General features: G+C 66.9%; 30 protein-coding genes, 1 tRNA gene and 1 other RNA gene. 20 read left to right on the top strand and 12 right to left on the bottom strand.

The window, feature by feature from the left end; genetic code table 11:
- Positions 1 to 15: 15 nt before the first annotated feature.
- The gene (locus tag E3O28_RS00670) at positions 16 to 1800 is read left to right on the top strand and encodes a bifunctional 3'-5' exonuclease/DNA polymerase (RefSeq protein ID WP_233191458.1); all 1785 of its coding nucleotides are present in this window, start codon (positions 16 to 18) and stop codon (positions 1798 to 1800) included.
- Between the two features lie 51 nt (positions 1801 to 1851).
- Here E3O28_RS00670 and E3O28_RS00665 read toward each other — a convergent pair whose 3' ends face one another.
- Positions 1852 to 2436, bottom strand: a complete 585-nt coding sequence (locus tag E3O28_RS00665; RefSeq protein WP_134401681.1) for a PadR family transcriptional regulator — start codon at positions 2434 to 2436, stop codon at positions 1852 to 1854.
- A 231-nt stretch (positions 2437 to 2667) separates the two neighbouring features.
- On the opposite strand from E3O28_RS00665, the gene E3O28_RS00660 reads away from it, so the two are divergent.
- Positions 2668 to 3189 (top strand): DUF3145 domain-containing protein, encoded by a 522-nt coding sequence (locus E3O28_RS00660; protein WP_104101883.1) that lies wholly within the window; start codon positions 2668 to 2670, stop codon positions 3187 to 3189.
- Positions 3190 to 3282: 93 nt separating this feature from the next.
- Here the strand turns inward: E3O28_RS00660 and E3O28_RS00655 are convergent, their stop codons facing one another.
- From E3O28_RS00655 to aceE, 6 genes are all read right to left on the bottom strand, one after another.
- A complete protein-coding gene (locus E3O28_RS00655; protein WP_104101886.1) occupies positions 3283 to 4518 on the bottom strand; it encodes a beta-ketoacyl-[acyl-carrier-protein] synthase family protein in 1236 nt (411 codons plus the stop codon).
- Positions 4519 to 4608: 90 nt separating this feature from the next.
- Positions 4609 to 4857 carry an acyl carrier protein gene (locus E3O28_RS00650; RefSeq protein ID WP_104101888.1) on the bottom strand — a complete coding sequence of 83 codons (249 nt, stop codon included), beginning with the start codon at positions 4855 to 4857 and terminating at the stop codon, positions 4609 to 4611.
- 64 nt (positions 4858 to 4921) lie between these two features.
- The gene (locus tag E3O28_RS00645; protein WP_134401680.1) at positions 4922 to 5926 is read right to left on the bottom strand and encodes a beta-ketoacyl-ACP synthase III; all 1005 of its coding nucleotides are present in this window, start codon (positions 5924 to 5926) and stop codon (positions 4922 to 4924) included.
- A gap of 12 nt (positions 5927 to 5938) precedes the next feature.
- Positions 5939 to 6865, bottom strand: a complete 927-nt coding sequence (locus E3O28_RS00640) for an ACP S-malonyltransferase (RefSeq protein ID WP_104101893.1) — start codon at positions 6863 to 6865, stop codon at positions 5939 to 5941.
- A gap of 105 nt (positions 6866 to 6970) precedes the next feature.
- Positions 6971 to 8176, bottom strand: a complete 1206-nt coding sequence (locus E3O28_RS00635) for a helix-turn-helix domain-containing protein (RefSeq protein ID WP_134415002.1) — start codon at positions 8174 to 8176, stop codon at positions 6971 to 6973.
- 8 nt (positions 8177 to 8184) lie between these two features.
- Positions 8185 to 10911: a pyruvate dehydrogenase (acetyl-transferring), homodimeric type gene (gene aceE / locus E3O28_RS00630; RefSeq protein WP_104101897.1), complete on the bottom strand. Its 2727-nt coding sequence runs from the start codon at positions 10909 to 10911 to the stop codon at positions 8185 to 8187.
- A 256-nt stretch (positions 10912 to 11167) separates the two neighbouring features.
- Between aceE and E3O28_RS00625 the strand changes: the two genes are divergently transcribed.
- From E3O28_RS00625 to E3O28_RS00590, 9 genes are all read left to right on the top strand, one after another.
- Positions 11168 to 11635: a peroxiredoxin gene (locus tag E3O28_RS00625; RefSeq protein WP_104101900.1), complete on the top strand. Its 468-nt coding sequence runs from the start codon at positions 11168 to 11170 to the stop codon at positions 11633 to 11635.
- Between the two features lie 71 nt (positions 11636 to 11706).
- Positions 11707 to 11779 (top strand) — tRNA-Val (locus E3O28_RS00620).
- Positions 11780 to 11865: 86 nt separating this feature from the next.
- On the top strand, positions 11866 to 12318 hold the full coding sequence (locus E3O28_RS00615; RefSeq protein WP_134415022.1) for an S-ribosylhomocysteine lyase: 453 nt from the start codon (positions 11866 to 11868) through the stop codon (positions 12316 to 12318).
- Complete coding sequence (gene mtnN / locus E3O28_RS00610) at positions 12315 to 13040, top strand: 5'-methylthioadenosine/S-adenosylhomocysteine nucleosidase (RefSeq protein ID WP_134415001.1); 726 nt, start codon at positions 12315 to 12317, stop codon at positions 13038 to 13040. The genes E3O28_RS00615 and mtnN overlap by 4 nt, the downstream gene beginning before the upstream one ends.
- A 267-nt stretch (positions 13041 to 13307) precedes the next feature.
- Positions 13308 to 13553, top strand: coding sequence for a hypothetical protein (locus tag E3O28_RS00605; protein WP_134415000.1), 246 nt, complete (start codon positions 13308 to 13310; stop codon positions 13551 to 13553).
- A gap of 396 nt (positions 13554 to 13949) precedes the next feature.
- Positions 13950 to 14210, top strand: a complete 261-nt coding sequence (locus tag E3O28_RS16775) for a GAF domain-containing protein (protein ID WP_241972948.1) — start codon at positions 13950 to 13952, stop codon at positions 14208 to 14210.
- Positions 14211 to 14387, top strand: a complete 177-nt coding sequence (locus tag E3O28_RS16770; RefSeq protein ID WP_347232360.1) for an ANTAR domain-containing protein — start codon at positions 14211 to 14213, stop codon at positions 14385 to 14387.
- Positions 14388 to 14466: 79 nt separating this feature from the next.
- Positions 14467 to 14805 carry a hypothetical protein gene (locus tag E3O28_RS00595; protein ID WP_104171093.1) on the top strand — a complete coding sequence of 113 codons (339 nt, stop codon included), beginning with the start codon at positions 14467 to 14469 and terminating at the stop codon, positions 14803 to 14805.
- A gap of 103 nt (positions 14806 to 14908) precedes the next feature.
- Complete coding sequence (locus E3O28_RS00590) at positions 14909 to 15787, top strand: universal stress protein (protein ID WP_134401676.1); 879 nt, start codon at positions 14909 to 14911, stop codon at positions 15785 to 15787.
- Positions 15788 to 15830: 43 nt separating this feature from the next.
- On the opposite strand, the gene E3O28_RS00585 is transcribed toward E3O28_RS00590, so the two are convergent.
- Both E3O28_RS00585 and E3O28_RS00580 read right to left on the bottom strand, forming a co-directional pair.
- Positions 15831 to 16541: a universal stress protein gene (locus E3O28_RS00585; RefSeq protein WP_134414999.1), complete on the bottom strand. Its 711-nt coding sequence runs from the start codon at positions 16539 to 16541 to the stop codon at positions 15831 to 15833.
- The gene (locus E3O28_RS00580; protein ID WP_104101921.1) at positions 16538 to 17452 is read right to left on the bottom strand and encodes a universal stress protein; all 915 of its coding nucleotides are present in this window, start codon (positions 17450 to 17452) and stop codon (positions 16538 to 16540) included. The genes E3O28_RS00585 and E3O28_RS00580 overlap by 4 nt, the downstream gene beginning before the upstream one ends.
- Positions 17453 to 17593: 141 nt before the next feature.
- Here E3O28_RS00580 and E3O28_RS00575 point away from each other — a divergent pair, with 141 nt between their 5' ends.
- The 7 genes from E3O28_RS00575 to rnpB all read left to right on the top strand — a co-directional run bounded on the left by E3O28_RS00575 (position 17594) and on the right by rnpB (position 22577).
- Positions 17594 to 18829, top strand: coding sequence for a histidine kinase (locus tag E3O28_RS00575; RefSeq protein WP_134414998.1), 1236 nt, complete (start codon positions 17594 to 17596; stop codon positions 18827 to 18829).
- Complete coding sequence (locus E3O28_RS00570) at positions 18826 to 19509, top strand: response regulator transcription factor (protein ID WP_104101926.1); 684 nt, start codon at positions 18826 to 18828, stop codon at positions 19507 to 19509. The genes E3O28_RS00575 and E3O28_RS00570 overlap by 4 nt, the downstream gene beginning before the upstream one ends.
- The gene (locus E3O28_RS00565; RefSeq protein WP_104101929.1) at positions 19506 to 20009 is read left to right on the top strand and encodes a DUF427 domain-containing protein; all 504 of its coding nucleotides are present in this window, start codon (positions 19506 to 19508) and stop codon (positions 20007 to 20009) included. Before E3O28_RS00570 ends, E3O28_RS00565 begins: the two co-directional genes overlap by 4 nt.
- Entirely contained in the window at positions 20006 to 20524 is a 519-nt protein-coding gene (locus E3O28_RS00560) for a DMT family transporter (RefSeq protein ID WP_241972947.1), read from the top strand. Before E3O28_RS00565 ends, E3O28_RS00560 begins: the two co-directional genes overlap by 4 nt.
- A 4-nt stretch (positions 20525 to 20528) precedes the next feature.
- Positions 20529 to 21350: a Nif3-like dinuclear metal center hexameric protein gene (locus tag E3O28_RS00555; protein WP_104101934.1), complete on the top strand. Its 822-nt coding sequence runs from the start codon at positions 20529 to 20531 to the stop codon at positions 21348 to 21350.
- Positions 21351 to 21418: 68 nt separating this feature from the next.
- Complete coding sequence (locus E3O28_RS00550; protein ID WP_104101937.1) at positions 21419 to 22156, top strand: C4-type zinc ribbon domain-containing protein; 738 nt, start codon at positions 21419 to 21421, stop codon at positions 22154 to 22156.
- 44 nt (positions 22157 to 22200) lie between these two features.
- Positions 22201 to 22577: RNase P RNA component class A (gene rnpB, locus E3O28_RS00545), an RNA gene on the top strand.
- 51 nt (positions 22578 to 22628) lie between these two features.
- On the opposite strand, the gene ppgK is transcribed toward rnpB, so the two are convergent.
- On the bottom strand, positions 22629 to 23393 hold the full coding sequence (gene ppgK, locus E3O28_RS00540) for a polyphosphate--glucose phosphotransferase (RefSeq protein WP_104101940.1): 765 nt from the start codon (positions 23391 to 23393) through the stop codon (positions 22629 to 22631).
- A gap of 19 nt (positions 23394 to 23412) precedes the next feature.
- Complete coding sequence (gene map / locus E3O28_RS00535; RefSeq protein ID WP_134401671.1) at positions 23413 to 24279, bottom strand: type I methionyl aminopeptidase; 867 nt, start codon at positions 24277 to 24279, stop codon at positions 23413 to 23415.
- Positions 24280 to 24291: 12 nt separating this feature from the next.
- Here map and E3O28_RS00530 point away from each other — a divergent pair, with 12 nt between their 5' ends.
- Entirely contained in the window at positions 24292 to 24480 is a 189-nt protein-coding gene (locus E3O28_RS00530) for an SPOR domain-containing protein (RefSeq protein WP_134414997.1), read from the top strand.
- 18 nt (positions 24481 to 24498) lie between these two features.
- Here E3O28_RS00530 and panB read toward each other — a convergent pair whose 3' ends face one another.
- Positions 24499 to 25371 (bottom strand): 3-methyl-2-oxobutanoate hydroxymethyltransferase, encoded by an 873-nt coding sequence (gene panB, locus E3O28_RS00525; RefSeq protein ID WP_134414996.1) that lies wholly within the window; start codon positions 25369 to 25371, stop codon positions 24499 to 24501.
- A gap of 101 nt (positions 25372 to 25472) precedes the next feature.
- Between panB and E3O28_RS00520 the strand changes: the two genes are divergently transcribed.
- Positions 25473 to 26810: a glutamine synthetase family protein gene (locus E3O28_RS00520; RefSeq protein WP_104101951.1), complete on the top strand. Its 1338-nt coding sequence runs from the start codon at positions 25473 to 25475 to the stop codon at positions 26808 to 26810.
- The last annotated feature ends 14 nt before the right edge of the window (positions 26811 to 26824 follow it).

Raw genomic sequence — 26824 nt, 5'->3', positions numbered from 1 at the left:
CGGCAGAATGGGCAGGTGCACCTTCTGGCGAGTCGAACGGGAAACGGGGAGATCCTCGTGCTGTCGCTCGACGCCGAGGGCAACGTCGCGGGGCCAGCACTCCGTTTGCCTTCACACGAATTCCCCGGCTATGTGCTCGGTCAGGAGCGAGACCGGCCCCGTTGGGTGTGGGAGGACACGGCCCGCATCTACCCGCTGCTCCTGGCGGCCGGAATCAGGGTGCACCGCGCCCACGACTTGCGCCTGTGCCACGCGATCCTGCGCCAGTCGTCGCTGACCCAGGCAAGCGCGCTGGCCCGGGCGGAGCCGAGCCGCTGGGATCGGGCGGTGGCCTTCGAACCGGCCGCGTCCGCATCCGGGGTGACACTCTTCGACCTGTTCGACAGCGACGGTGACAGCGCCGCCGGCAGCGACACCGAGACCGCCGCCGACGGCGTGACCGGCCGCGACGCCGGCAGCGCGGCCGCCGGGTTCGGTACGCAGGCGGAATACCGGCGCCAGCTCGACGCGGTCCGCGCCTCTGCGGAGCCCGGCCGCCTCCGCCTGCTGCTCGCCGCGGAATCGGCCGGGGCGCTGATCGCCGCCGAGATGCAGTTCGCCGGCCTGCCGTGGCGCACCGACGTGCACGACGCTCTGCTGACCCGCGAACTCGGCCCCCGCGTCGCCCCGGGCATCCGGCCCGAACGCCTCGAAAACCTCGCTCGGCGCATCCGTGACGCTGTTGGCGAACCCGGTCTCAACCCCGACTCCCAGCCCGATCTGATGCGGGCACTGCAGAAGGTCGGCCTGAAGGTGACGTCCACCCGCGCCTGGGAGCTCAAGGAGCTCACCCACCCTGTGATCGATCCGCTGCTCGAATACAAGAAGCTGGCCCGGCTGCTCAGCGCGAACGGCTGGTATTGGATGGACACCTGGATCGTCGACGGCCGGTTCCATCCCGAGTACATCCCCGGCGGGGTGGTGACGGGCCGCTGGGCCACTCGGGGCGGGGGAGCCCTGCAGCTGCCCAAACAGGTGCGCGGCGCAGTCGTCGCCGATGCGGGCTGGAAGCTCGTGGTCGCGGACGCCGCGCAGCTCGAGCCGCGTATCCTCGCCGCCCTATCGGCCGACACGGCCATGGCCCAGGCCGGCCGAGGAACGGACCTGTACGCCGGGATCGTCGCCGGGGGCGTCGTGGAGACCCGCGACCACGCCAAGGTGGCCATGCTCGGGGCCATGTACGGCGCCACCAGCGGGGAGAGCGGGCGCCTCCTGCCCCGGCTCGCGAAGGCCTTTCCGAGGGCACTGGCCCTCACCGAAACGGCCGCACGCGCCGGGGAACGCGGCGAGAGCGTGACGACACGGCTTGGGCGTTCCTCCCCGCGGCCCGGGGAACGCTGGCTGGCCACCCAGGCCAAGGCCTACGACCCCGGGGCGACGGATGCCGACGAGCGCCGGGCCCGTAGTCAGGCGCGAGACTGGGGCCGCTTCACCCGCAATTTCATCGTTCAGGGCAGCGCCGCGGAATGGGCGCTGTGCTGGATGGCGGAGGTGCGCCGGGAACTGCGAATGCTGCCCCAGGGTGCCCAGGGTTCCCAGTGGGCTCAGGGTGCCTCCGGGTCGGAATTCGACCGGGCCCCGCACCTGGTTTTCTTCCTGCACGACGAGGTCATGGTGCACACGCCCGCCGCGCTGGCAGATACCGTCGAGGAGATCATCCGGCGCGCGGCGGATACCGCCGGCCGGCACTTGTTCGGCGATTTCCCGGTCGATTTCCTGCTCACCGTTGCGACGGTCGACAGCTACGCGCAGGCGAAGTAGGTGCAACCACCGCAGAGGCGACGGCAGCTCCGACGGTGCGTGTCGCCCAGGTCAGGCGACGGATGCCGGTCGTCGTCCGCGCTTCGGCCGCACGTCGTTCAGACCGTGCCGAAAACCCGCGGCGTGGCCGTCCTCGAGCAGCGCGTCGACGTCCCGAAGCCAGTCCAGCGCAGCGGAGGACAGCGCGGCCCGGGCGGCGCCCGCCAAGCGCTCCGCGCCCGTGGCCGCGGCGTCCATGGTCGCAGTCTCGGTAGTTGACTGCCACCGCCGGCGGTACCGGGCAACGTTGCCGCGCGCATCGATGCCCAGCACCTGAGGATCAGGGAGGGAGATGGCGATCAGGACCCGGTCGACCAGGTCGCTCCACTCGTTGCCGGGAGCGCTCTCGGTATCGGCCAGCCAGTGGAGCGCCTCGGCCTGGCCGAGCGCGGTGATTCGGTACAGCGGTAGGCCGTCTGCGGTGCTGCCGGCCGATTCAACGGCCGCCTGTTTCACCAGCCGCTCAAGAGTGCCGTAGATCTGCCCGACGTTGACCGCCCGCCGACCGGCCGTTCGAGACTCCAGCTCGCCATGAAGCTGGAAGCCATAGGCCGGACCGATCGTGAGGATCGCCAGCAGGCAGCTGCGAACAGACATGGGACCTCCGGTGGCCAAGGTATGACCATACTGAGTATAGCGAACGGAGATCCGGTCCCGGCTCGAGTCTTGTGATCGCAGGGGTCGCTGAGGCATAATTCATGGATGCAGCGCCTGCGCGGTGCGTCGACCGTTTGTCATAGGTTCAAGTTCTCGATAAGTTCACAGCACGCCGCATTGTTTCGTTCAGAGGTCGTTGGGGAAGACGCACCTCACAGAACGGGAGAAACGATGGTGGCTACACACGCTCGGCAGGAAGCGACTGCGCGCGGCTACATTTACGTGCATTCTTCGCCTCGCGCTCTGAGCCCCCATGTGGAGTGGGCGGTGGGTCGCGCCCTGGGCGTGCCCGTCAGTTTCGACTGGTCTGAGCAGCCCGTGCTCCGCGGAGCGCAGCGGGCCGAGTACCAGTGGGAGGGCGCCTGCGGTACGGGGGCGCGGCTCGCCTCGGCGCTCCGCGGGTGGGACCACCTTCGCTTTGAGGTCACCGAGGACGCCGGTTTCGGCGCCGATGGGGCGCGCTGGCTGCACACCCCCGACCTGGGCATCTTCTTCGCCCAGACCGACACGGCCGGTAACGTCGTTATCCCGGAGGACCGGCTGCGCCACGCCATGGACCTGGCCGGGGCAAACGCGCTGGAGCTCCACCGGCAGCTCCGCATTACGCTCGGGCAGGCCTGGGACGACGAGCTCGAACCGTTCCGGCACGCCGGCGATTTCAACTCGGTCGTGTGGTTGCACCAGGTGGGCTGACGTGCAGCGCAAGGTCGCTCCCGAACACGGGATGGCCCCGACCGGTGCCGGTCGGGGCCATCCCGGTGCAGGCAGGTTTTCCGCCGGGTGGAGCTAGACCGACCGGAACGCCACGACGGCGTTGTGACCGCCGAAACCGAACGAGTTGCTGATGGCCAGCAGATCGCCGGAAGGCAACGTGCGCGGCATGGTCACCACGTCGAGCGGGATGCTTGGATCCTGGTTCAGCAGGTTGATGGTCGGCGGGGCCATGCGCTTGGCCAGAGCGAGAACCGTGAACAGGGCCTCAATCGCCCCGGCACCACCGAGGAGGTGACCGGTGGAAGCCTTGGTCGCCGACACCGGGATTCCGTCGAGCAGGTCGCCGAACACGCGGCGCAGTGCGTTGTACTCGGCGATGTCCCCGACCGGAGTGCTGGTCGCGTGCGCGTTGATGTGCGAGACATCCGCCAGGCTCGCGTCGGCATTCCTGATCGCGGTGATCATCGCGCGGGCCGCAGCCGTGCCATCGGGGTCTGGAGCGGTGATGTGGTACGCGTCACTGGTCACGGCACCACCAAGGAGCTCGGCGTAGATGCGCGCGCCGCGGGCCTTGGCGTGTTCTTCCGTCTCGACGACGAGCGCCGCGGCACCCTCACCGAGAACGAAGCCGTCCCGGGTGATGTCGTAGGGGCGCGACGCCGTGGCCGGGTCGTCGTTGCGCTTGGACAAGGCCTGCATGGCAGCGAAGGATGCGATCGGAAGCGGGTGAATTGCGGCCTCGGAGCCACCGGCGATGACGATGTCGGCGAGCCCGGCCTGTAGGCGGTTGTAGGCGTTCACGAGAGACTCGGTGCTCGAGGCGCACGCGGACACAACTGTGGTGATTCCGGCCCGGGCGTGAAGGTCCATTCCGATGGCCGCTCCCGGGCCGTTCGGCATGAGCATGGGCACGGTCATCGGCAGCACGCGGCGCGGACCGCGTTCGCGGAGGGTGTCCCACGCGTCGAGAAGGGTCCAGACTCCACCGATTCCGGTCGCCCAGTCGACGGCCAGCCGTTCGGGGTCTGCTTCGGGGGAGCCGGCATCCGCCCAGGCTTCACGCCCGGCAATCAACGCGAACTGGCTGGAGGGGTCGAGACGCTTCGTCTCGTGGCGGGCCAGAACGTCGACGGATGGAACCCTGGCCTGGGCGGCGAAGGTCACGGGGAGCTGAGTCCGGGCCACCCATTCGTGGTCTAGCGTGCTCGTCCCCGATTCACCGGCGAGCAGGGCCGACCAGCTGTCGGCGGCCGTGCCGCCGAGAGGGGAAGTCGCACCGATGCCGGTGATAACGATTTTTTTGGTCATAACGTTAACTCTCCGTGAGGCGTGCAAACGTGGGCATCACCCACAGATCAGGCCGGTCGGCAGATGCCGACCGGCCTGTTCATTTGTGGACTAGACCTGAGCCTTGACGATGAAGTCGACAGCGTTGCCGACGGTCTTGAGGTTCTTGACCTCTTCGTCGGGGATCTTGACGTCGAACTTTTCTTCCGCGTTGACGACGATGGTCATCATCGAGATGGAATCGATGTCCAGATCATCGGTGAATGACTTCCCCATCTCAACTGTGTCGGTCGCGATGCCAGTCTCGTCGTTGATGAGTTCGGCCAGGCCGGCAAGAACTTCTTCGGTGGACAATGCCATGTTATTTCTCCTTGGGGGTGTCTCGTATGACCGAGATTCAGTTTAGAGGGGAGTTGAGTGAAATCTAGGGAAGCACGACGACCTGCGCGCCGAACACCAGTCCTGCTCCAAAGCCGATCTGGAGGGCGAGGCCACCGCTGAGCTCGGGGTGCTCTACCAGGAGACGGTGGGTGGCCAGCGGGATCGACGCCGACGAGGTGTTCCCGGTGGTGGCGACATCGCGGGCGATGACGACCGAGTCGGGAAGCTTCAGTTGCTTGGCGAACTCGTCGATGATGCGCATATTGGCCTGGTGCGGGATGAAAGCGGCGAGCTGGTCGCTCTCGATTCCCGCGACCTGGAGAGCCTCCTTAGCCACCTTCGCCATGTTCCAGACGGCCCAGCGGAAAACCGTTTGGCCTTCCTGGCGCAGGGTGGGCCATTCGGATTCTCCGCGTCGGTATTCCTGCAGGGTGTGATTCATGGTGATGGCATCGGCCTTGGACCCGTCGGATCCCCACACGGTGGGTGCGATCCCCGGGAAGTCGCTCGGGCCGATGACGACGGCGCCGGCGCCGTCGCCGAGGAGGAACGAGATGCTGCGGTCCGTGGGGTCGACGAGGTCGGATAGCTTCTCGGCGCCGATGACGAGCGCGTAGTGGGCGGTGCCCGTGCGGATCAGGGAATCGGCTTGCGCCACGGCGTAGGTGTATCCGGCGCAGGCGGCGTTGACGTCGTAGGCGGCGGCGGGGTTGGCGCCGACCCGATCGGCGACCACGGCGGCAATGGACGGTGTCTGCCGGCCGTTGCTGATCGTGGCCACGATGACGGCGTCGATCAGGTGTGGCTGGATGCCGGACCTCTCTATGGCTTCGCGGGCGGCATCCGTCGCGAGGTCGACGGCCTGGATGTCCTGGCTCGCTCTTGTGCGGGTGATGATGCCGGTGCGCTGTTGGATCCATTCATCAGACGAATCGATCGGACCGACCAGGTCGTCGTTGGGCACGACCAGGTCCCCGCGGGCGGCGCCGATCGAGAGAATCCGGGTGTACCGGGGACCGTGCGATTGCTGGAGTGTTGGCTTGGACATATTCTCTTTCGGTCAGACTAGGTTCTGCTGGTCGATCAGGTCGAACGCAGCGGGCAGGTCGTCCGGCGTCCTGATCGCTACGCTGGGCACGCCCTTGAGGGCACGTTTGGCGAGGCCGACAAGAGCCCCGGCCGGTGCGACCTCAATGATTCCGGTCACGCCGGCATCCGCGAACGAACGCATGCACATATCCCACCGTACCGGCGAGGACACCTGATCAACCAGCAACTCCACGAACCGGACACCGTTGGACACCGCGCTGCCGTCCCGGTTCGTCCAGATCGAAAGCGTGGGATCGGCGGGCGCGAGCAGCGCGGAGACACGGGTGAGGTGCTTCACCGCCGGGTGCATATACCGCGTGTGGAATGCACCAGCCACCTGCAGCGGAATCACCCGGGTGCGCGGATTGGGGTTCTTGCCGAGAGCGGCCAGAGCCGCGAGTGAGCCGGCGACGACGATCTGTCCGCCACCGTTGAAGTTGGCCGGGGCGAGGTCGAGTTCGTCGAGGCGGGCCAGGAGTTCGGTCTCATCGCCGCCCAGCACGGCGCTCATGCCGGAGGGCTCCAGCGCCGCGGCCTCGGCCATGGCGGTGCCGCGCTCGCGCACGAAACGCACGGCGTCCACCGCGCTGAGGATGCCGGCGCCGGCTGCGGCGGTGATCTCGCCCACCGAGTGACCGGCGATACCGGTGATGCGCTCCCGCCGGCCGTCGGCGAGGAGTGCGTTCAACGTGAGGAGTCCGGCGGCCACGATCAGTGGCTGGGCGATTCGGGTGTCCCGAATGGTGTCGGCGTCGCTCACGGTGCCGTGGCGCATCAGATCAATTCCGCAGGCCGCGGAGATCTCGTCCAGGCCGGCGGCGAAAGTGGGGTTCCGAAGCCAGGGCTCGAGGAAGCCGGGGGTTTGTGAGCCCTGACCGGGGCAGACGACAACAATCATTAATCCAGTCTCCCAACCTCGTTTGTTGCGGGCATGTCGGAGATCCACCAACTATTCGCGGAGTGTTTGTCGAATCTCGTTAGTTCGGCACCTCTGACGCCGCGATTAACGCCGGCGTGTTGAGCCGTCGTGGTCGCTGATCGACCCGATGATCAGGGCGGCCTGCAGGATGAGGGCCTCACGGGCGCCCGTGGCGTCGTAGCCGATGACCTCTGACACCCGCTTCAGGCGGTAGCGCACGGTGTTCGGGTGTACGAACAGTTCCCGGGCGGTGGCTTCCAGGGAGCGACCGTTGTCCAGGTAGCACCAGAGTGTGGTGAGCAGCTCGGTCGAATGCGCCTGCAGCGGGCGGTAGATCCGGTGGATCAGCGTGGCGCGGGCAAGCGGATCGCCGGCCAGCGCCCGCTCGGGGAGCAGATCGTCCGCCTGTACAGGGCGTGGGGCGTTGCGCCAGGAGCGCGCCACGGCGAAGCCGGCCAAGGCGGCCTTAGCGCTCTTGGACGCGTCGACCAGATTCGGCACCTCGTGGCCGAGCACCAGGTGGCCGGCGCCGAAGCTCGGCTCGAGCTGCACCGCGATCTCCATGAAGCTGAGGGCGGAGGCCGTGCCGATCGCGTCATCCGTCTCGATCGGCGACGGGTGGGCCCGGCCGATGACCAGGACGAGCCGGTTGCCCTGCACCCCGATCAGAACGTCGGCGGCCATGTGGCGGGCCGAGCGACGCAGCTGGTCGACGTCGAGCATCTTGGGTGTCGTGCCCACGAGCACGCAGACCTCGCCGTGCCCGTGCCAGCCGAGGGCCGCGATCCGGCTGGGCAGTTCGTCGTCGTACTCGCCGCTCAGGATCGAGTCGACGACCAGGGCCTCGAGGCGGACATCCCAGAGGCCGCGTGCCTCGGCTGCCCGGGCATAGACATCCGCCGCGCCGAAGGCGATCTCGCGGGAGTACAGCAGGATGGCCTCCCGCAGGATTTCCCCGCCGTCTTTGACCCGCTCCTCCACCACCTCGACGGTGACGCGGATGAGCTGCAGGGTCTGCTGCAGGCTGATTGAGCGCAGCAGTTCTCGCGGAGCGGCACCGAAAACGTCGGCCGCGATCCAGGGGGTGGACCGCGGGTCGTCAAACCACGAGATGAACGACGTGATCCCGGCCTGGGCGACCAGGCCCACGGCGGAACGCCGCCCGGGCGGCATATCGCCGTACCAGGGCAGCGTGTCCTCGAGACGCTTCAGCGTCGCCGTGGAAAGCTCCCCGGATATCGTTCGCAGCCAGCTGAGCGTCTGTTCCTTCGTCTTCGGTGTGGGTGCCACGGGGGCTGTTAGCTCTCGCCCCCGGCGGAACCGGTAGTTCCCGCCGTTACGTCGTGCAACCGGTACTTCGCGATCGCCTGGCCGACGACGCTGCGGTCGACCTCGCCTCGGCGAGCGAGAAGTTCGAGTGCGCGCACCACCATCGACGGTCCGTCGATCTTGAAGTAGCGGCGGGCCGCCGGGCGGGTGTCGGAGAAACCGAACCCGTCGGCGCCGAGGGTCGCGAAGTCGCCGGGCACGAACTGCCGGATCTGATCGGGCACCGCATGCATGAAGTCGGTGACGGCGATGAACGGTCCGGCGGTGCCGGCCAGCTTCTCCGTCACATAGGGGATCTGCGGCGCGTCGTCCGGGTAGAGGAAGTTGTGTTCCTCGACCGCGATGCCATCGCGACGCAGTTCGGCCCAGGAGGTGACCGACCAGACGTCGGCGGACACTCCCCAGTCCTCGGCCAAAAGGGCCTGGGCCTCGAGCGCCCAGGGCACGGAGACGCCGGAGGCCAACAGCTGCGCCTTCGGACCGGACACATCGGACACGCTGACGCGGTGGATGCCGCGCACGATGCCGTCCACGTCCACGTCGTCGGGCTCGCGCGGCTGCACCTGCGGCTCGTTGTAGACCGTGATGTAGTACATGACGTTGGGGTCGGCGTGCGTTCCTCCGTACATCCGCTCGAGTCCCGACCGCACGATGTGCCCGATCTCGTAGCCGTAGGCCGGGTCGTACGAGACCACGGCGGGGTTCGTCGAGGCCAGCAACGGCGAGTGGCCGTCGGCGTGCTGCAGGCCTTCACCGGTGAGGGTGGTGCGTCCGGCGGTTGCGCCGATCATGAACCCGCGGGTCATCTGATCGCCCGCGGCCCACATGGCGTCGCCCGTGCGCTGGAAGCCGAACATCGAGTAGAAGACGTAGATCGGGATGAGCGGCTCACCCTGCGTTGCGTACGACGTGCCCACGTTGGTGAAAGCAGCCATCGCGCCGGCTTCGTTGATCCCCACGTGCAGGATCTGGCCCTGCGGGCTCTCCTTATACGCCAAAAGCTGCGCGTGGTCGACCGAGGTGTACTGCTGGCCGCTGGGGTTGTAGATCTTGGCATTCGGGAAGAACGCGTCGATGCCGAAGGTGCGAGCCTCGTCCGGGATGATCGGCACGATGCGGTGTCCGAAGTCCTTGGCGCGCAGCAGTTCCTTGAGCAGCCGTACGAAGGCCATCGTGGTCGCGATCTCCTGCGTGCCGGAACCCTTCTTGGTGGGGGCGTAGGTCGCGTCGCCCGGCAGGGTGATCTGCGTGTACTTGCTGCGACGCTCCGGCACGTACCCGCCGAGCGCGCGGCGGCGCTCATGCAGGTACTGGATCGCTTCATCGTCCTCGTCCGGCTTGAAGTACGGCGGGAGGTAGGGGTTCTCCTCGAGCTGGGCATCCGTGATCGGCATGTGGGTGCTGTCGCGGAACGTCTTGAGGTTGTCGAGGGTGAACTTCTTCATCTGGTGGGTCGCGTTGCGGCCCTCGAAGCTCGGGCCGAGGGCGTAACCCTTGACCGTCTTGGCCAGGATGACGGTCGGCTGGCCCTTGTGCTCGGATGCGGCCTTGAATGCCGCGTAGACCTTGCGGTAGTCGTGGCCACCGCGCTTGAGGTTCCAGATGTCGTCGTCGGTGTAACCCTCGACGAGCTTGAGCGCGCGGGGGTCGCGGCCGAAGAAGTGCTCACGCACGTACGCACCGCTCTCGGCCTTGTACGTCTGGTAGTCGCCGTCGGGGGTGGCGTTCATCAGGTCGCGCAGGGCGCCATCGGTGTCGCGGGAGAGCAGCTCGTCCCACTCGCGACCCCAGACGACCTTGATGACGTTCCAGCCGGCGCCGCGGAAGAAGCTTTCCAGTTCCTGGATGATCTTGCCGTTGCCGCGTACCGGGCCGTCGAGGCGCTGGAGGTTGCAGTTGACGATGAAATTGAGGTTGTCGAGACCCTCGTTGGCGGCAACCTGCAGCTGCCCGCGGCTCTCGACCTCGTCCATCTCGCCGTCGCCGAGAAACGCCCAGACCTGCTGGTCGCTGGCGTCCTTGATCCCGCGGTTGGTGAGGTACCGGTTGGTTTGCGCCTGGTAGATAGCGTTGATCGGGCCGAGTCCCATGGAGACCGTCGGGAACTGCCAAAATTCCGGCATCAGTCGCGGGTGCGGGTAGGAGGACAGCCCGTTGGGGCCGTGGGACTTCTCCTGGCGGAATCCGTCGAGTTGGTCGGTGCTCAGGCGGCCCTCGAGGAAGGCCCGCGCGTAGGTTCCGGGGGAGGCATGGCCCTGGATGAAAATCTGGTCTCCGCCGCCCGGGTGGTCCTGGCCGCGGAAGAAGTGGTTGAAGCCGACCTCGTAGAGGGCAGCGGAGGATGCATAGGTCGAGATGTGGCCGCCGACGGAGATTCCGGGGCGCTGAGCACGGTGCACGAGAACGGCGGCGTTCCAGCGTATCCAGGCGCGGTAGCGGCGCTCGATGTCTTCGTCGCCGGGGAAGTCGGGTTCATTGCCGGCCGCGATGGTATTGATGTAGTCCGTGGTCGGCACCATGGGCACGCCGAGGTGCAGTTCCTTGGAGCGTTTCAGGAGCGTCAGCATGATCTCCCGACCACGCTGGTGACCGTGGGCCGATACGAGCGCGTCCAGCGATTCCGACCATTCGGCGGTTTCCTCCGGGTCCGCATCCGTGCTGTTAACCGAATACGGGTCCTGGTCGTTGACAGTCACACTCGACCTCTCTCTGTTGGGCAGACCATCGAAGCGAACCTGCCAAGTTAGCGGTGCCGGATGACGGTCGGATCACGACCGATGGCACCACGCAAGCCTACAGATTTTGCCTTCGGTTTGTGCGCGGTCGGTGAGCGCCGTTCGGGCCGGGAATCGAGGGTCCCTCGGGACGCTCCTCTTGGTTCCGGCAGAAGGCGGGGCTAGGCTGTGGCGTCGCCTTGCATCGTTCCCGTGGGCGCACGAAAGGAAGCGCTCCATGGCGTTGGAAAATGACACCCAGGCTCCTGATTTCGAGCTCTTCAACCAGTTCGGCGAGCGGGTGCAGCTCAGCGAGTTCCGCGGGAAGAAGTCGGTCGCCCTGGTCTTCTTCCCCCTCGCGTTCTCCGGAATCTGCAGTGGCGAGTTGTGCGAGCTGCGGGACAATCTGTCGTTGTTCGTCGCCAACGAGGTGGAACTGCTCGGCATCTCGGTCGATTCCCGTCACGCCCTGCGTGCCTGGGGGGAACAGGAACGGTACACCTTCGACCTCCTGGCCGACTTCTGGCCGCACGGTGCGGTCGCTAAGGAATACGGGGTGTTCCTCGAGCAAAAGGGCTTTGCGAACCGGGCCACGTTCTTGATCGACCCTGAGGGGATCATCCGGGCCAGCTTCATCACCGCGCCGGGCGAGCCCCGGTCGCTGGAGGCCTACCGGGCTGCGATCGGCGAACTCCAGCCGGCTTGAACCCGGCCGCGGTCCACCCGGCGCGCAGAATCTGTATGATGGACCACGGCCTTCACCGGCCGTTGCGTCAGGGGCCTTTAGCTCAGTTGGTAGAGCGCCACGTTTACACCGTGGATGTCATCGGTTCGAGCCCGGTAGGGCCCACATAAACCCCTGATCACGTCCGTTGCGAACGAGCCCCAGCCGAGTGCCACGACAGCTTCCAGGGAGAACACGTGAATCAGCCACGAATGAACGTCGAATCGTTCAACCTCGATCACCGCACGGTTGTCGCACCCTACGTGCGCCTGGCCGATACCAAGATGCTGCCGCAGGGGGACACCATCGTGAAGTACGACGTGCGCTTCACCCAGCCCAACGTCATTCACCTGGAGATGCCGGCAGTGCACTCGATCGAGCACCTCTTCGCCGAGCACTCCCGCAACCATTCCACCCGAGTCATCGACTTCTCGCCGATGGGCTGTCAAACCGGTTTCTACCTCATTCTGCAGGGGCAGCCGGAGTACGCCGAGGTCCTCGAGTTGATCGAGGCCACCATGACCGACATCCTCGGCGCCACCGAGGTGCCCGCCGCCAACGAGGTTCAGTGCGGTTGGGGAGCCAACCACTCGTTGGCAGCCGCCCAGGACGCCGTGAAGGTCTTCCTGGCCGCCCGCGGCGCCTGGGCCACCGTCACCGCATGACGACCGTCGACGCGATCATTCTGGTCGCGATGGAGGAGGAGGCCGCTCCGTTCCTGGCGGCGGCCACCGCTTCCGCGCCGCCGGTCGCCATCGGCTGGGCCCGCCGGCACCGCCTCACCTTGGCCGGGCGTGAAGTGCTGCTCGTGCAGAGCGGCATCGGGCTGGTCAACGCGGCCGGTGGGACGACATCCGCACTCCTCTTTGTGCGCGCCGAGGACCCCGAGGCGTCGCCGCTGGTGATCAGCGCGGGTTCGGCCGGCGGGGTGGGCGCCCAGGTGCGGGTGGGCGAGGTGGTCATCGGGAGCGAATACCTCAACAGCGACGCTGACGCACGCGTCTTCGGGTACGCGCTCGGCCAGGTGCCCGGCATGCCGGCTCGCTACGAGGGCGCGACTGAGGCGCTGCGGGGCGCCGAGTCGGCTGCCCGGATGCCCGACGGATCGGCGCTGGTCGTGCGCCGCGGGCTGCTGGTCTCCAACGACGCCTTCGTGAGCGTGGAGCGCGCAGAGAGCCTCCGCGTGCTGTTCCCCGGGGTTCTCGCCACCGACATGGAATCCGTGGGCGCTGCTCAAACCTGCTTCGCTCATGGCGTACCGTTCGTGGCGGTCCGCGGCATCTCCGACCTGTGCGGACCGGTTGACGATCACCTCACCCACATCGACGACGCGGCCGACCGCTCGGCCGCGGTCGTGCTGGAGATGCTGCGCAGGTTCGCCGACTGACTCGGCCTACGCCCCGTCCGGCCGTGACCGATCCTCGGTGCGTGCAAAGGTCGGACGCAGGTTCTTCAATAGCTCTACGGAGCCGGGTTCCGCGCGATACGCTGGAAACGGCGTGACTGAGAAAGTCGCTGCCCGCCGCGGAATAATCGTTGCTTTCCCGCGGAGCCGAGTGGTCGTGAAGGCACCGTTCACACTCACGCGCGAGCGACTTCGATGTGAGTAATTTCGATCCGAGTAACGGATGCCCGGGGGGGGGTGAACGTCGTCATGTCCCGGTCTGACCGTCAATCGTTCGGCCTCGCTGTCGAGGAGTTGCGCAACGCGAACCTGAACAGCACGCACCTGTGTTCGCCGTTCCTGCGGGTGCTGCCCGTCACCGGCGTGGCGATCTCCACCCTCGGCGCACCGTTCGGCGCCGAAACCGTGTGCGCGAGCGACGTCGAAGGCGTGTTCGCGTTCCCGATGGTCGTCGGAACGTCGGAACGTCGGAACGTTGGACATCGGAGCGGTTGACCTGTACTCCCGCCGCCCCCGCACTCCCACGCGCGCACGGTCCGCGAGGTAGCGGACTATGTTGTGGCGCGAAGGGTTGATGTTTACTTCAGAATTAGACGGGTATTGGGATGGAATTATGGTGACCAGAACACGTGAAGGTCAGTTGGTTGAGACCTTCGTCACGCTGGCCGACCCGCTTGTCGTCGGGTACGACGTCGTCGACCTGCTGCACACACTCGTAGAGACCTGCGCCACACTCTTCGGGGCGTCCGCGGTCGGGATCATCCTCTCCGCCTACAACGACAACGATCTCAAGGTCGTGGCCTCAACCGACGAACGAAGTCGCCTGATTGAAATATCGCAGCTGCGGGCCGGCAATGGGCCGTGCGTCGAGTGCTACACGACCGGCTACCCGTGGCCATTCCCGACCTCGATGTCCTCGCCCCGGCGTGGCCACGGTTCCGGGCGGGAGCGCTCGAACTTGGCTTCAAGTCGATGCATTCGGTCCCCCTGCGGCTGCGAGCGACGACCATCGGATCGCTCAATGTCTTCTGGGATCACCTCGGCGGTCTGGGAGCGGGGGACCTGCGCACGGTCCAGGCGCTGGCCGACACCGCCACCATCGGCATTCTTCAGGAACGCGCCATCAGGGAGAGCGGCGTGGCTCGGGCGTAGCTGCAACGCGCGCTCAGTAGCCGCGTTCTGATCGAGCAGGCCAAGGGCGTCGTCGCTTTCACCCACACCGTCGACATGGAAGAGGCCTTCGCGACCCTGCGTCAATATGCCCGCGACAACGGCCAGTGGCTGGTCGAGGTTGCCGAACAGGTTGTGAACCGAACTCTCGACCTGTAAACCCCGCACGGTCTAGAATCGGAATATGCCCCAGACCTTGGCTGCACATGTCCATTTCGTGAACAATCAGGGGTCTACCATGAAGCGTCTATTTCACCCCGGCGGATCGGTCATCACGGGCGATGACCTTGCGGATGCCGTCATGCACTATGCCGAGGCGTTAAGTCTCCGTCCCCAGGTCGATGTCGTCGACATCCCGATCGTCAAAGAGACGGGCCTGCTGGGTCGCATCCAGATCCTGATCGGCGGATCCGGCCAATTGGTCTGCGTTACTGCCGGTTCCGCACGGTCAGAGCTGTTGGAGCCGGAGACGGTGGACACTCTCCGCCATAAGGCCCTGGTCGGCACGGCCTCGGGCCGAGCCTCGTGGACGGGCGACGGGCTGGATTCGCCACAGTTCGACGAGTTCGACTACTGACGTCCTGACCGACACCGGGACTTTCGGCCCTGTTCTGTCGGATCGGTGCGCGACATCGTAGACCCCGTTCTGCCCGCTGTGACGGGGAGCGGAGGAGGTCGTCATGGACAACCGTGTTGTAGTGGGCGTCAGCGGTCGGCCGCCGGCTCGGGCTGCGCTCCAGTGGGCGCTCGACTATGCGCGTCCCCGGAGCCTGGAGATCGAGTTGGTGCACGTCGTCGACGCGACCTTCGGCACGACCCCAGCCGGGTTTCTGCACTCGGCCCGCGAGCAGGCCGAACTGCTGCTCGCCCGTGAGGGTGAGGAGGCCCGCAGTGTCGCTCCTGACCTGACTTTTCGCACGACGGTCCTCGAGGGCTCGCCCACCGGGGCCCTCACCGACTGGGCCGTCGGCGCGCAACTCCTCGTCGTGGGCTCGCACGCCCTGGGCCGGTTTCGGGACTATGTCTTCAGCACCCAAGCCGCGCAGATCGCTGCTTACGCCGCCGGTTTCGTCGTCGTCGTGCCCGAGCGGGAGGAACAGCGCTGCACCGGCGTCGTCGTCGGGGTGGACGGTTCCGAGGCATCCCTCGCCGCTGTGACATTCGCCGCGGATCAGGCGGACCGCCCGGGCGAACGGTTGACGGCGCTGTACTGCTGGAGTGCGCCGGCCCCTTGGACCGAAGAGCGCGCCATGATCGACTGGCCGATGGTGCCCGATGAGGCGGACCGCCTGGTCCTCTCCGAAGCGCTGGTGGGGCTGGCCGAACGCTATCCGGACCTGGTGCTTGACCTGCGGCTCGACCTCGAGTTGCCGGTGGACGCACTTGTGTCGGCGGCGACCGGTGCGCGGCTTCTCGTTGTGGGCAGCCACGGTCGCCACGGGTTCGCTCGCTTCTGGCTGGGTTCGGTCAGTCATGTGATCGTTTTGACCATGCCCTGCCCAGTCGCCGTGATCAGGGTCGCCGGCACCGAGACCGGACCGGTCAGCGAACCCGTCTAAGTTATCCACAGCGCTCGAATCGGAGCGTGCGAATCGGAGGGTGTCAGTCGGACCGGGCGATCAGCACAGGCACGTTGATGTTCATCAGGACGTCGTTGGTGACTGAATCGATCACCGACTGGGTCACGGGCCTCGGATGTGAAACTCTGAGCACGGTATGGCAGCCTCGCTGCCGACATCGAGCAGAGCCTCGGCCGGCGGCCGGTGCACCAGCCGGGGATTCACGAACGCGCCGGGGGTCGCGGCAGTCGCGAGCTCCGGGCTCCGCACGCAAAGTCGACGGCGCATGCACGAGGATGAGTTCGTGGCCAAGGCGGCGCGCCTCCTGGGCGCCGATAATGACGGCCGAGGTGGATCCCTCGAAACGGTCGACATCCACGACGACTCCGCTTCGGCTGTCTGTGGTCGATTCCGGCACCGCGGCGACGGTGCAGCCGGCCGCCGCGGCGATCTGAACGCTGCGCGAGCCGAGCACGCGTCCGCTCAGGGAACCGGTCTTGTGGGTTCCGACGACCAAAACATCGTCGGATGTCGGCACCGCGGCGAGCGTCCAGGCGGGAGATCCGTGCAGGACGAGCGCGCCGATGTCCAGCCCGGGATGCGTCTTCGCCGCGGTGATCTCCTGCGTGAGCAGACTGCTCGCCCGGCGCTCGGCCTCCCGCGCGTAGTCGGGACCCAGCAGCCCCCACTCATCGTCGACGACGTGCACCAGGACCACGGGCGACCCGTCGAATCCGATGTAGGAGGTGTTCACCGCTTCTTCACACCTTCCGTGGAGTCCGGTCGGGACTCGGCGCGTTCACCGGCCGGGCGGGGGACCACAGCGACCGGGCACGGCAGGTTCATCAGCACGTCGTGGCTGACCGAACCGAGAAAGAGGCTGCCGACGGCACCCCGGCCGTGTGTGCCGACGACGACGAGGGACGCCGTTTGGGAGGCATTCACGAGCACGGATGCCGCGGTGCCCTGTTTCAGAACCTCGGCGATATGCAGCGCCGGATGCGCGTCGCGAACCCTCCTCGTTGCCCCCGACTGGATGCGCGCGTGGGCGTCCCGTATCTCCTCGTAGGGCAGGACGGCACCGTATTCGACGGCCACGGTCGCGGGAATGGTCCAGGCGTGGACGATATCGAGAGGGAGTTTGTAACGCTCGGCTTCGCGGGCCGCGAAGTCAACGGCGACCAGGGCCGTGACGTCGTTCTCCATGCCCACGACGATGTGGCCGCCACGTGCCTGCCAGTTGACGGGGACGACGACGACAGGGCAACGGGCGTGGGCCGCGAGGCGAAGGGGAAGGGTGCCGAAGACCGTCCCGGCGAGAACACCGGTCTTGTTCGTGCCGATGACCAGAAGGTCGGCGGTCGCCGATGCCCGCGCCAGCTCATCGACCGGGACGCCATGGCGGATGTAGCTCGTCTTCCGGCAGGAGGGTGCCACCTGTTCGACCCGTCGAAGGGCTTCCGCGAGCGGGCGCTCGTAGGCAGGCTGACTGGAATAGTCCGATCCCTCAGCGGGGTACCAGCCCAGCTCCACCACTGTGGTGAGTTCGAGTTGCACGGGCGTGCCCTGCATCCGTTCGAGCGTCACGACCCGGTCGAGGGCCCACTCCAGGGCCGCCTTGCTCGCGGCCCCACCGTCAATGGCGACGATCACTTTTTCAACCATGGGTGTGACTCCTGCTCTGGGGTGGAATCGCACCGGACAGTCCGCCCCACGTTATGATCGCAGTGCCTGCCGGACCGGGACAGGGCCGAAGGTCCCGTGCGGGTAGTATCCCCGCTACCAGACGAGAGGCGGTCCGCGGTCATGCCCCACGAAACTATCCCGGCCACCCTGAACGAACGTCCCGAGGCTCGCTCGGAGACAGTGATCGACCTGCCGGCGCACCTGCCCCTCCCGCGCCGGTCGCGGTGGGTGGCCGCATCCGCCGATTTCATCGAGGGTTTGCGGGGTGAGCGAACGGGTGACCCGCTGATGTTGCTGGCAGACATCTTCGCGTCGGCTGCGGATGCGGACCTAGTCTGCGTCATCGGGCCGCCTGGTGTTGATTCGGGCGTGGGGGACGGTTTTGTCGTCCACGCGGCTCATGGCAGCGCCACTCGACCGTTGGACGGCCTGGCCTTCCCCGTGGCGGGGAGCCTGTGTGGCCGGGCGATGGCCACCGGCCGGCCGGTCCTCGTCGGCCGGGAAGAGCGCGAGGCTGCGGGCCCCGAGTCGCTCCTGATACTCGGGTCGACCCTGGTGGTCCCGCTGGGCAAAGCCGGGGAAACCGGCCCGCCCGCAGTGGTGCTCACGGCCTCCCGGCCCAGCGGGGCGCCCCCGTTCACTGCCGTGGACCTCGATTCGGCCGTCGATTTCGCCCGACTGGCATATGCGGGCCGCCACCTCGAGCGGAGCAGCACGGACCGGGCGCGTCTGGCGGTGCTCACCGATCGCGACCGGATCGCACGTGAGCTGCACGACCGGGTCATTCAGCGGGTCTTCGCTGTCGGGCTCGCTGTGCGCGCCCTCGGCGGGATGACCGCCGACCCGGTGTTCGGGCGGCGGCTGGCCGACCAGGTGGGAGCGCTCGACGCGGTCATCGCCGACCTCCGCACCGCGATCTTCGGGTTGTCGACGCAGGCGGACCCCGACCGGCACGGGCTTCGCCGCAGCATCGTCGACCTGCTCGACGAGGTCGGACCTCTTTTTGCGCACCCGCCGCGGGTGGTGTTCTCCGGGGCGATCGATCTGCTCGTTTCCACCTCGCTGGCTGATGATGTCGTGGCGGTCGTGCGCGAGGGGCTGACCAACGTGGTCCGGCACTCCGGAACCCGGGAGGCTGAAGTGCGCGTCTCGGTCGCAGCGCACATCCTCACGGTCGAGATCGGCGACACCGGCGTCGGTCTGACCGGCGCAAGTCGGCGCAGCGGCGTCGCTAATCTGGCGGTCAGAGCCGAACGCTGGCAGGGGATGGTGTCGCTGCGCGACCGGGCGCCGCGCGGTGCCGAACTGCGTTGGACGGCGCGCGTGAGCGACGCTTCCGCAGAGACTTCCCGATGACGCGCGTGTTCGTGGTCGACGACCACGACGTCGTCCGTATCGGCCTGGCTGCCCTGATCAACGCCGAAGCTGACCTGGAAGTGGTGGGGGAGGCGGCAACGAGGCGGCAGGCCGTGGCGAGGGTCGCCGCCACCCGGCCGGACGTCGTGGTCCTTGACGTGAGGCTGCCCGACGGAAGTGGCATCGACGCCTGCCGGGACATCCGGGGGAGGGATCCCGGCATCCGGTGCCTGATGCTCACGGCGTTCGACGACGACATGGCCAGCCGCGCCGCCGTCCTGGCTGGGGCGTCCGGCTATGTCTTGAAGGACATCCGCGGTGATCGCCTGGTGCAGGGAATCCGGCGTGTGGCAGGGGGGGAGTCGCTGCTCACCCCGCTGCTGGCCGGCCGGGTGGCAACCTCGTTGGGGCTGGACCGAGGCGACCCTGCCGCCCGCGCGCTGACGACGCGGGAACGGCAAGTCCTCGATCTGATCTCCCGGGGCCTCACCAACCGCCAGATCGGCGAGCACCTTGACCTGGCGGAGAAGACGGTGAAGAACTATGTGTCGGGGGTGCTCAGCAAACTCGGCATGGAGCGCCGCACCCAGGCCGCCGTCTTCGGCGTGGAGTTGCAGCGCCAGGAGGGTTCGTCCAATGTTCGAATTCACCCGGCCGCTCCCGGTACGCTGGCCGGATGAAGCCGTTTCGCACTAACCGGGTTGTGCCCGGACCCGGCCAGGAATCGGTCTGGGATTACCCGCGACCGCCTCGCGTGGAGACGAGTGCCGACCGGGTCGTCGTCACCCTCGGTGGCCTGGTCCTGGTCGACACCGACGATGCCGTCCGGGTGCTCGAGACCAGCCATCCGCCGGTCTACTACCTGCCGCGCTCCGCGTTCCGGGCGGGGAGCCTCGAACCGGTGACCGGCCGATCGTACTGCGAGTACAAGGGCGAGGCGTCGTACCTGAGCGTGGTCACCCCGGGGCGTGTGGAGGAGGCGGCCGGGTGGTACTACCCGTCGCCGACGCGGGGCTTCGAGGATCTGGCGAACCGCGTCGCGCTGTACCCCGGACGGATGGACCTCGTTACCGTGAACGGGGAAGCGGTGCTGCCTCAGCCGGGCGACTTCTACGGCGGCTGGATCACCTCCCGGGTCGTCGGACCGTTCAAGGGGGCTCCCGGCACTCTCGGATGGTGACGCCGCCGCGAACCGTCACGAGCCGGCTCAGCGTGGCCCCCATCTTTCTGGCTGCGCTGCTCTGGGGAACGACGGGCACGGCCGCGCACTTCCTGCCCGTCAGCGCCAGCCCGCTGGCGACCAAGGGCAGTCACACGGCTCTGGACACTGTGCACACTGGTGGCTCTGCTCGGCACGATTCTGCTGATCACCGGCCGGCAGTCGGACCAGGCCGCCGGGTCCGCTCCTCTGGGCGTTCTGCTCGGGCTGCTCGCGCGATCGGGCCCATGTTCGCCGCCTATCTGCTCTTCGGCCGCGGCCCGCGCACGGTCTGCGGCAGCACGGCGACCAGCCTCACCCTGGTCGAACCTCTCGTGGCTACGCTGCTGGCGGTCCTGATCGTCGGCGAGCGGTTGCCACCGTCCGGCTGGGCCGGGCTCGGGCTGGTTCTGGTGGCGGTGACCGCGCTTGCAGTTCCTCGGAATTCCGGTCAACCGTCGTCAGGAGGGCGCACCGCCTCGTCACCGGTAGGCTGACGAGGTGCCCGTCTCACTCGCCGATGTCAGTCGGATCATCTATGAACTGTGGCCGTTGTCCGGTGCCGAAGTCTGGGACGCCCCGGGTCTGGTCTGCGGCAACCCCGGCCAGCCCGTCGAATCGATCCACCTGGCCGTGGACGCCGTCTCCGCGACCGTGGACGAGGCGGTCGGACATGACGCAGACCTGCTCCTGGTGCACCATCCGCTCCTGCTGCGCGGCGTCACGTCGGTCGCCGAAGACCGTTACAAGGGCGCCCTGATCGGTCGTCTGATCCGAGCGAATTGCGCTCTCCTTGCGGCCCACACCAACGCGGATGTCGTCGTAGACGGCGTCTCGGACATCCTCGCCACCCGACTCGGCCTCATTGACGCAACCCCCATCACGGCGGGCGCCGCGGCGGGAACGGGAATCGGCCGGGTCGGCCGGCTCGCGCACCCGATCACCCTGGGCCAACTGGCCCACCGGCTCGCCCAGCTCCTGCCGGCGACCGCCACCGGCGTCCGGGTCTCGGGGGAGTACGGCAGTGTCGTCAAAACCGTCTCGCTCTGCGGTGGTGCAGGCGATTCCCTTCTCCCTCATCCCGCCGTGCAGGCGTCCGACGTCTATATCACCTCCGACCTCCGTCACCACCCGGCGTCGGAGGCCCGTGAGCAGTCCGGGCTGTCGGGGGGCACCCCTGCCCTGATCGACGTGTCGCACTGGGCCAGTGAATGGCTCTGGATCGAGCCGGCCGCCGAACAGCTGCGGGCTCTTCTGCCCGGTGTGCGCATCACCAGCAGTTCCCTGCGCACGGATCCCTGGGACTTCGCGATCGTGCAGTAGCCTGCCGATGAAGTTCGGATCCACCCCCAACGCTCGTTCATATTTCTATTCGCAAAGGTCAGGACATCGTGAAGGCATCCCCAGTAGAACAGAAAGAGCTTCTCCGGCTTCAGGCCCTCGACATCCGGCTGCAGCAGGTCGAGCATCAGACGAAGGCCCTGCCCCAGCACGCCGAGATCCGGGAACTCACCACGTTGTTCGACACCACTCGGATGGCCTTCGGCACCCGCGTCGGCGAACGTGATGACGTGCGCACCGAGCTGGCGCGGATCGAATCCGACGTCGAAGTGGTCGAGAAGCGCATCGCGCGGGACACCGACCGGGTTCAGCACACTTCCTCGGTGAAAGACGTGCAGGCTTTGGAGACGGAACTTGCGGCGCTGCGCAAGCGCCTCCTGGCGCTCGAGGAGATCGAGATCGCGGTGATGGAACGGCTCGAGGAGAGCGATGCGACCGTCTCCGCGGTGGAGGCGGAGCGGGACGCGATCGCGCTCCGGATCCACGACGCCGAGCAGGCGCGCAACGAAAGCCTCGCCGATCTGAACCGGCAGCTCGGCGAACTCCGCCGGGACCGGGCCGCCGTCGCCGGCAGCGTCGCCGAGGACCTCGCCACGCTGTACGAGAAGCGCTTCGTGACGGGGCGGGGCAACGCTGCCGCCCTGTTGCGGGCGCGCACCTGCAGCGGCTGCACGATGACGCTCACCGGCAGCGACCTCGATGCCGTGCGTTCCTCGCCGGCCGACGAGGTCCTGTTCTGCCCGGACTGCGGGGCGATCCTGGTTCGCACGGAGGAGTCCGGGATCTAGGTGGAGCCGGGCCCCGCCGGCGGCCTGTATTCTGGACTGTGGAATGGGTCGGCAAGACGGTCGCGTCATCCGCTACCTTCGGGTCAGCGGATGCCGAGGAACGTCCGGGCTCCGCAGAGCAGGATGGTGGGTAACGCCCACCCGGGGTAACCCGCGAGACAGTGCCACAGAAAGTAGACCGCCTCCGGTTTCGGCCGGTGGTAAGGGTGAAACGGTGGTGTAAGAGACCACCAGAGGCCAGGGTGACCTGGTCGGCTAGGTAAACCTCGTCCGGAGCAAGGTCAGACAGGAAACGCCAAGGCGGCTCGCCGAGTTTCCGGGTAGACCGCTAGAGGGCTGCGGCAACGTAGTCCCGAGATAGATGGCCGTCCAGGGTGCTTCGGCATCGGGACAGAACCCGGCGTAACAGCCGGCCCATTCCACCTTCCGGCCGCCAGGTTCTGCGCCGGGGTGCTCTGCCGCCCCGGGCAGGTCAGTCCTGATGCTTGACGGCGAGTGCGGCGGCCCCGAGGATTCCCGCGTTGTTGCGATGCACGGCCGGGATGATGGCTGTCTTCAGTCGCAGAAGGGGCAGGAAGTCCTGGTGGTGCTTGGACACGCCGCCGCCGACGATGAAGAGGTCCGGCGAGAACAGTGCTTCCAAGGTCGAGTAGTACTTCTGCAGCCGACCGGCCCATTTTTCCCAGCTCATGTTCTCCCGCTCCTTGGCGGAGTACGCGGCCTTGGTTTCGTAGTCGACGCCCTCGATCTGCAGATGGCCGAGTTCGGTGTTCGGCACCAGCAAACCGTCGTTGAGCAGTGCGGTTCCGATTCCGGTGCCGAGGGTCGTCATGATGACCACTCCCTTCACCCCCTTCGCCGCGCCGAACTGCGCCTCCGCGTAGCCGGCGGCATCCGCGTCGTTCACGAAATGAATGGGCTGGCCGAGACCCTTCTGGAAGAGATTCTCGGCGGAGAGGCCGATCCACTTGTCCGAGACGTTGGCGGCCGACATGGTGTGGCCGTTCTTGACGACGGCGGGGAAGCAGATGCCCACCGGCAGCGCGCCGGCACCCTCCTCGGCGGAAACGGTTGTCAGGAGGGTCCTGGTCGTTTCGATGATGTCGGCTGGTCGGCCGCCTTTAGGCGTGGGAAGCTTCATGCGATCGGACAGGAGCTTGCCGGTGGACAGATCGACCACTGCTCCCTTGATCCCGGTGCCGCCAATGTCAATGCCGATGGCCATGGTTGAACTCATAGTCAAAACCTACCGGTTGTCAGGAGAGGGTGAGGATCTCGGCGCCGCGGTCGGTCACCACGAGGGTGTGCTCAAACTGGGCGGTGATGCTCTTGTCCCGGGTCGTCACGGTCCAGTCATCCGCCCACATGTCCCAGTCGGTCCCGCCCAGGGTGAGCATCGGTTCGATCGTGAAGACCATGCCGACCTCCATCACGGTGTCGTAGACGGGAGCGGAGTCGTAGTGCGGGATGATCAGGCCGGAGTGGAAGGCCTCGCCGACGCCGTGTCCGGTGAAGTCCCGAACGACCCCGTAGCCGAACCTCTTGGCGAAGGACTCGATGGTGCGGCCGATCACGTTCACCTGGCGTCCGGGAGCGACGGCCCTGATACCGCGGGCGAGAGCCTCCCGGGTGCGTTCGACGAGAAGCCTGACCTCGTCCCGTGCCTCGCCGACGATGAAGGTGGCGTTCGTGTCGCCGTGCACACCGTTTTTGTAGGCGGTGACGTCTATGTTGACGATGTCGCCGTTCTCAAGAACGGTGTCGTCCGGGATGCCGTGGCAGATGACCTCGTTCACGGAACTGCACAGTGATTTGGGGAACCCCCGATAGCCGAGCGTCGACGGGTAGGCGTCACGCTCGATCATGAACTCGTGGCCGATCCGGTCGAGTTCCTCTGTCGTCACGCCGGGGCGGATGGCCTGTGCGACCGCTTCGATGGCCCCGGCCGCAATCCGTCCTGATTCCCGGATCAGCTCGATGCGCTCGGAGGAGTACAGATCCGATCCTGTGTAGGGCGAGGGCATCCCCTTGCCGACGTACTCCGGGCGCACGATGTGGCGGGGAACGGAGCGGAGCGGAGAAACCGCGCCCGGGAGGAGGTGACCAACAGAATCCTTAGGCATAGGATCAAGCTTATGTCCGAAGGCACCGATCATCAGTTCTGGTACAACATGCGCACGGGCGCGGTCGAACAGGGGATGCAGTCCCCCTCCGCGGACCGCGTCGGGCCATTCACCACCCGGGAGGAGGCCGTCCACGCGCTGGAGAAGCTGCGCGCGAACAGCGCCAAATGGGCCGCGGAAGAGGCCGAGAACGACCGCTAGTCCCGCGAGCGGCGAGTTTTACTCGTAGCTGTGTTCCGGCCCGGGGTACGCGCCGGAGTCGACGTCGTCCTTGAACCGGTGCACAGCATCCGTCAGCACGCCGCGCAGGTTGGCGTACTGCCGAACGAATCGGGGCACCCGCCCCTCGGTCATGCCGGCGAAATCCGTCCATACCAACAGCTGGCCGTCTACGTCGGGCCCAGCACCCACCCCGATCGTGGGGATGTCGAGCCGTGCGGTGACCAGTGCCGCGACCGTCGCCGGGACCATCTCGAGCACGACCGCGAAGGCGCCGGCGTCCTGCACCGCGAGGGCGTCTTCGATCAGCTGTTCCGCGGCCTCGCCGCGGCCCTGGATCATGTGTCCGCCCAGCCCGTGCTCGCTCTGAGGGGTGAAGCCGACATGCCCCATGACGGGGATCCCCGATGACACGATGCGCTTGATCTGCTTGTGGCTGCGAACCCCGCCTTCAAGCTTGACCGCGTGGGCCTGCGCTTCCTTCATGAAACGCACGGCGGTGTGCAGGGCCTCGCTCTGGCCAGTCTCGTACGAACCGAAGGGCATGTCCGCGACGACGAGTGCGCGGGTCACGGCGCGCGCGACGGCCCGGGTGAGCGGGATGAGTTCGTCGACCGTCACCGGAAGGGTGGTCTCGTAGCCGAACACGTTGTTACCGGCCGAATCGCCCACGAGCAGGAAGTCGATGCCGGCCTGGTCGAAGATCTGGGCCGTGAGCATGTCGTAGCTGGTGAGCCCCGTTATCGGGATGCCCTGCTGCTTGGCGTTGTGAAAATGGCGCGTGCGCACCCGTTTGGGTCCGGACTGCACGGAAACGAAGGGATTCAGCTCGCTGACGGGCTGGGGTTCATCCGGAACGGTCGACTCTGGCATGCCTCAAGTGTAGTCAGGGCGCGTTCAGGCCGATCGGCGGCCGGTTTCGCCCGAGAGCCGGCGCCAGACAGTAGCCTAGGGAGCGACAAGAAAGGGCGTGAATGGACAAGCAGCGCGACTTCGTTCTTCGGACCATCGAGGAGCGGGGAATCAAGTTCATCCGACTCTGGTTCACGGATGTCGTCGGCACCCTCAAATCGGTGGCCATCGCACCCGCAGAGGTTGAGGGCGCATTCGCCGAGGGTCTCGGTTTCGACGGTTCGGCGATCGAGGGTCTCACCCGGTCGTTCGAGGCGGATGTGCTCGCGCACCCGGACCCGACCACGTTCCAGATCCTGCCCTGGCGCGGTGAGATCGACCCGACCGCCCGCATGTTCTGCGACATCATGACGCCGGACGGTCAGCCGGCCGTCGCCGATCCGCGAAATGTGCTTAAGCGCACGCTGGCCAAGGCAGCCGACCGCGGTTTCACGTTCTACACCCACCCCGAAATTGAGTTCTACCTGCTCAAGTCGTCCAAGTATGGCAAGAACGGCCCCGTGCCGGTGGACCACGCCGGCTACTTCGACAACGTTCCCGGCGGCACAGCCCACGACTTCCGCCGCCGGTCGGTGCGGATGCTCGAAGACCTTGGCATTTCTGTGGAATTCAGCCACCACGAGGCAGGTCCCGGTCAGAACGAGATCGACCTGCGCTACGCGGATGCGCTGACCACGGCGGATAACATCATGACCTTCCGCACGGTCATCAAGGAAGTGGCCATCGAGCAGGGCGTCTACGCGACGTTCATGCCGAAGCCGATGTCGGAGCACCCCGGGTCAGGAATGCACACGCACCTGTCATTGTTCGAGGGCGACACCAACGCGTTCTTCGAGGCGGGCGCGCAATACCAGCTCTCCAAGACCGGCCGCCAGTTCATCGCCGGGCTGCTCAAGCATGCCCCGGAGATCACCGCCGTCACGAACCAGTTCGTGAACTCCTACAAGCGCCTGTGGGGTGGAGACGAAGCCCCCAGCTTTGTGTGCTGGGGTCACAACAACCGGTCCGCCCTGATCCGGGTGCCACTCTACAAGCCTAATAAGGGGCAGAGCGCCCGCGTCGAGTACCGGGCCATCGACTCGGCAGCGAATCCGTACCTCGCGTACTCCCTCATGCTGGCCGCCGGGCTCAAGGGAATCGAAGAGGGCTACGAGCTTCCCCCCGAGGCCGAGGACAATGTGTGGGGCCTGAGCGACACCGAGCGGCGCGCCCTGGGCTACCGGCAGCTTCCAGCGAGCCTGGACCACGCGATCCAGTACATGGAGGAGTCCGAGTTGGTCGCCGAGACGCTGGGCGAGCACGTGTTCAACTATGTGCTGCTCAACAAGCGCCAGGAGTGGAAGGAGTACCGCTCGCAGGTCACTCCCTTCGAGCTCGACAAGAACCTCGAGATGCTCTAACAGCGGGAGACGAG

Source organism: Cryobacterium sp. TMT2-14 (assembly GCF_004402465.1).
GTDB classification, from domain to species: Bacteria; Actinomycetota; Actinomycetes; order Actinomycetales; family Microbacteriaceae; genus Cryobacterium; species Cryobacterium sandaracinum.
This window is presented reverse-complemented; position numbering and strand designations above follow the sequence as displayed.

Coding starts and splice junctions, on each gene's coding strand:
- E3O28_RS00665 (WP_134401681.1), bottom strand. CDS start 2,436: ATGTCTGTTCGCAGCTGCCTGCTGGCGATCCTCACGATCGGTCCGGCC.
- E3O28_RS00660 (WP_104101883.1), top strand. CDS start 2,668: ATGGTGGCTACACACGCTCGGCAGGAAGCGACTGCGCGCGGCTACATT.
- E3O28_RS00655 (WP_104101886.1), bottom strand. CDS start 4,518: ATGACCAAAAAAATCGTTATCACCGGCATCGGTGCGACTTCCCCTCTC.
- E3O28_RS00650 (WP_104101888.1), bottom strand. CDS start 4,857: ATGGCATTGTCCACCGAAGAAGTTCTTGCCGGCCTGGCCGAACTCATC.
- E3O28_RS00645 (WP_134401680.1), bottom strand. CDS start 5,926: ATGTCCAAGCCAACACTCCAGCAATCGCACGGTCCCCGGTACACCCGG.
- E3O28_RS00640 (WP_104101893.1), bottom strand. CDS start 6,865: ATGATTGTTGTCGTCTGCCCCGGTCAGGGCTCACAAACCCCCGGCTTC.
- E3O28_RS00625 (WP_104101900.1), top strand. CDS start 11,168: ATGGCGTTGGAAAATGACACCCAGGCTCCTGATTTCGAGCTCTTCAAC.
- E3O28_RS00615 (WP_134415022.1), top strand. CDS start 11,866: ATGAACGTCGAATCGTTCAACCTCGATCACCGCACGGTTGTCGCACCC.
- mtnN (WP_134415001.1), top strand. CDS start 12,315: ATGACGACCGTCGACGCGATCATTCTGGTCGCGATGGAGGAGGAGGCC.
- E3O28_RS00605 (WP_134415000.1), top strand. CDS start 13,308: ATGTCCCGGTCTGACCGTCAATCGTTCGGCCTCGCTGTCGAGGAGTTG.
- E3O28_RS00595 (WP_104171093.1), top strand. CDS start 14,467: ATGAAGCGTCTATTTCACCCCGGCGGATCGGTCATCACGGGCGATGAC.
- E3O28_RS00590 (WP_134401676.1), top strand. CDS start 14,909: ATGGACAACCGTGTTGTAGTGGGCGTCAGCGGTCGGCCGCCGGCTCGG.
- E3O28_RS00580 (WP_104101921.1), bottom strand. CDS start 17,452: ATGGTTGAAAAAGTGATCGTCGCCATTGACGGTGGGGCCGCGAGCAAG.
- E3O28_RS00575 (WP_134414998.1), top strand. CDS start 17,594: ATGCCCCACGAAACTATCCCGGCCACCCTGAACGAACGTCCCGAGGCT.
- E3O28_RS00570 (WP_104101926.1), top strand. CDS start 18,826: ATGACGCGCGTGTTCGTGGTCGACGACCACGACGTCGTCCGTATCGGC.
- E3O28_RS00565 (WP_104101929.1), top strand. CDS start 19,506: ATGAAGCCGTTTCGCACTAACCGGGTTGTGCCCGGACCCGGCCAGGAA.
- ppgK (WP_104101940.1), bottom strand. CDS start 23,393: ATGAGTTCAACCATGGCCATCGGCATTGACATTGGCGGCACCGGGATC.
- map (WP_134401671.1), bottom strand. CDS start 24,279: ATGCCTAAGGATTCTGTTGGTCACCTCCTCCCGGGCGCGGTTTCTCCG.
- E3O28_RS00530 (WP_134414997.1), top strand. CDS start 24,292: ATGTCCGAAGGCACCGATCATCAGTTCTGGTACAACATGCGCACGGGC.
- panB (WP_134414996.1), bottom strand. CDS start 25,371: ATGCCAGAGTCGACCGTTCCGGATGAACCCCAGCCCGTCAGCGAGCTG.
- E3O28_RS00520 (WP_104101951.1), top strand. CDS start 25,473: ATGGACAAGCAGCGCGACTTCGTTCTTCGGACCATCGAGGAGCGGGGA.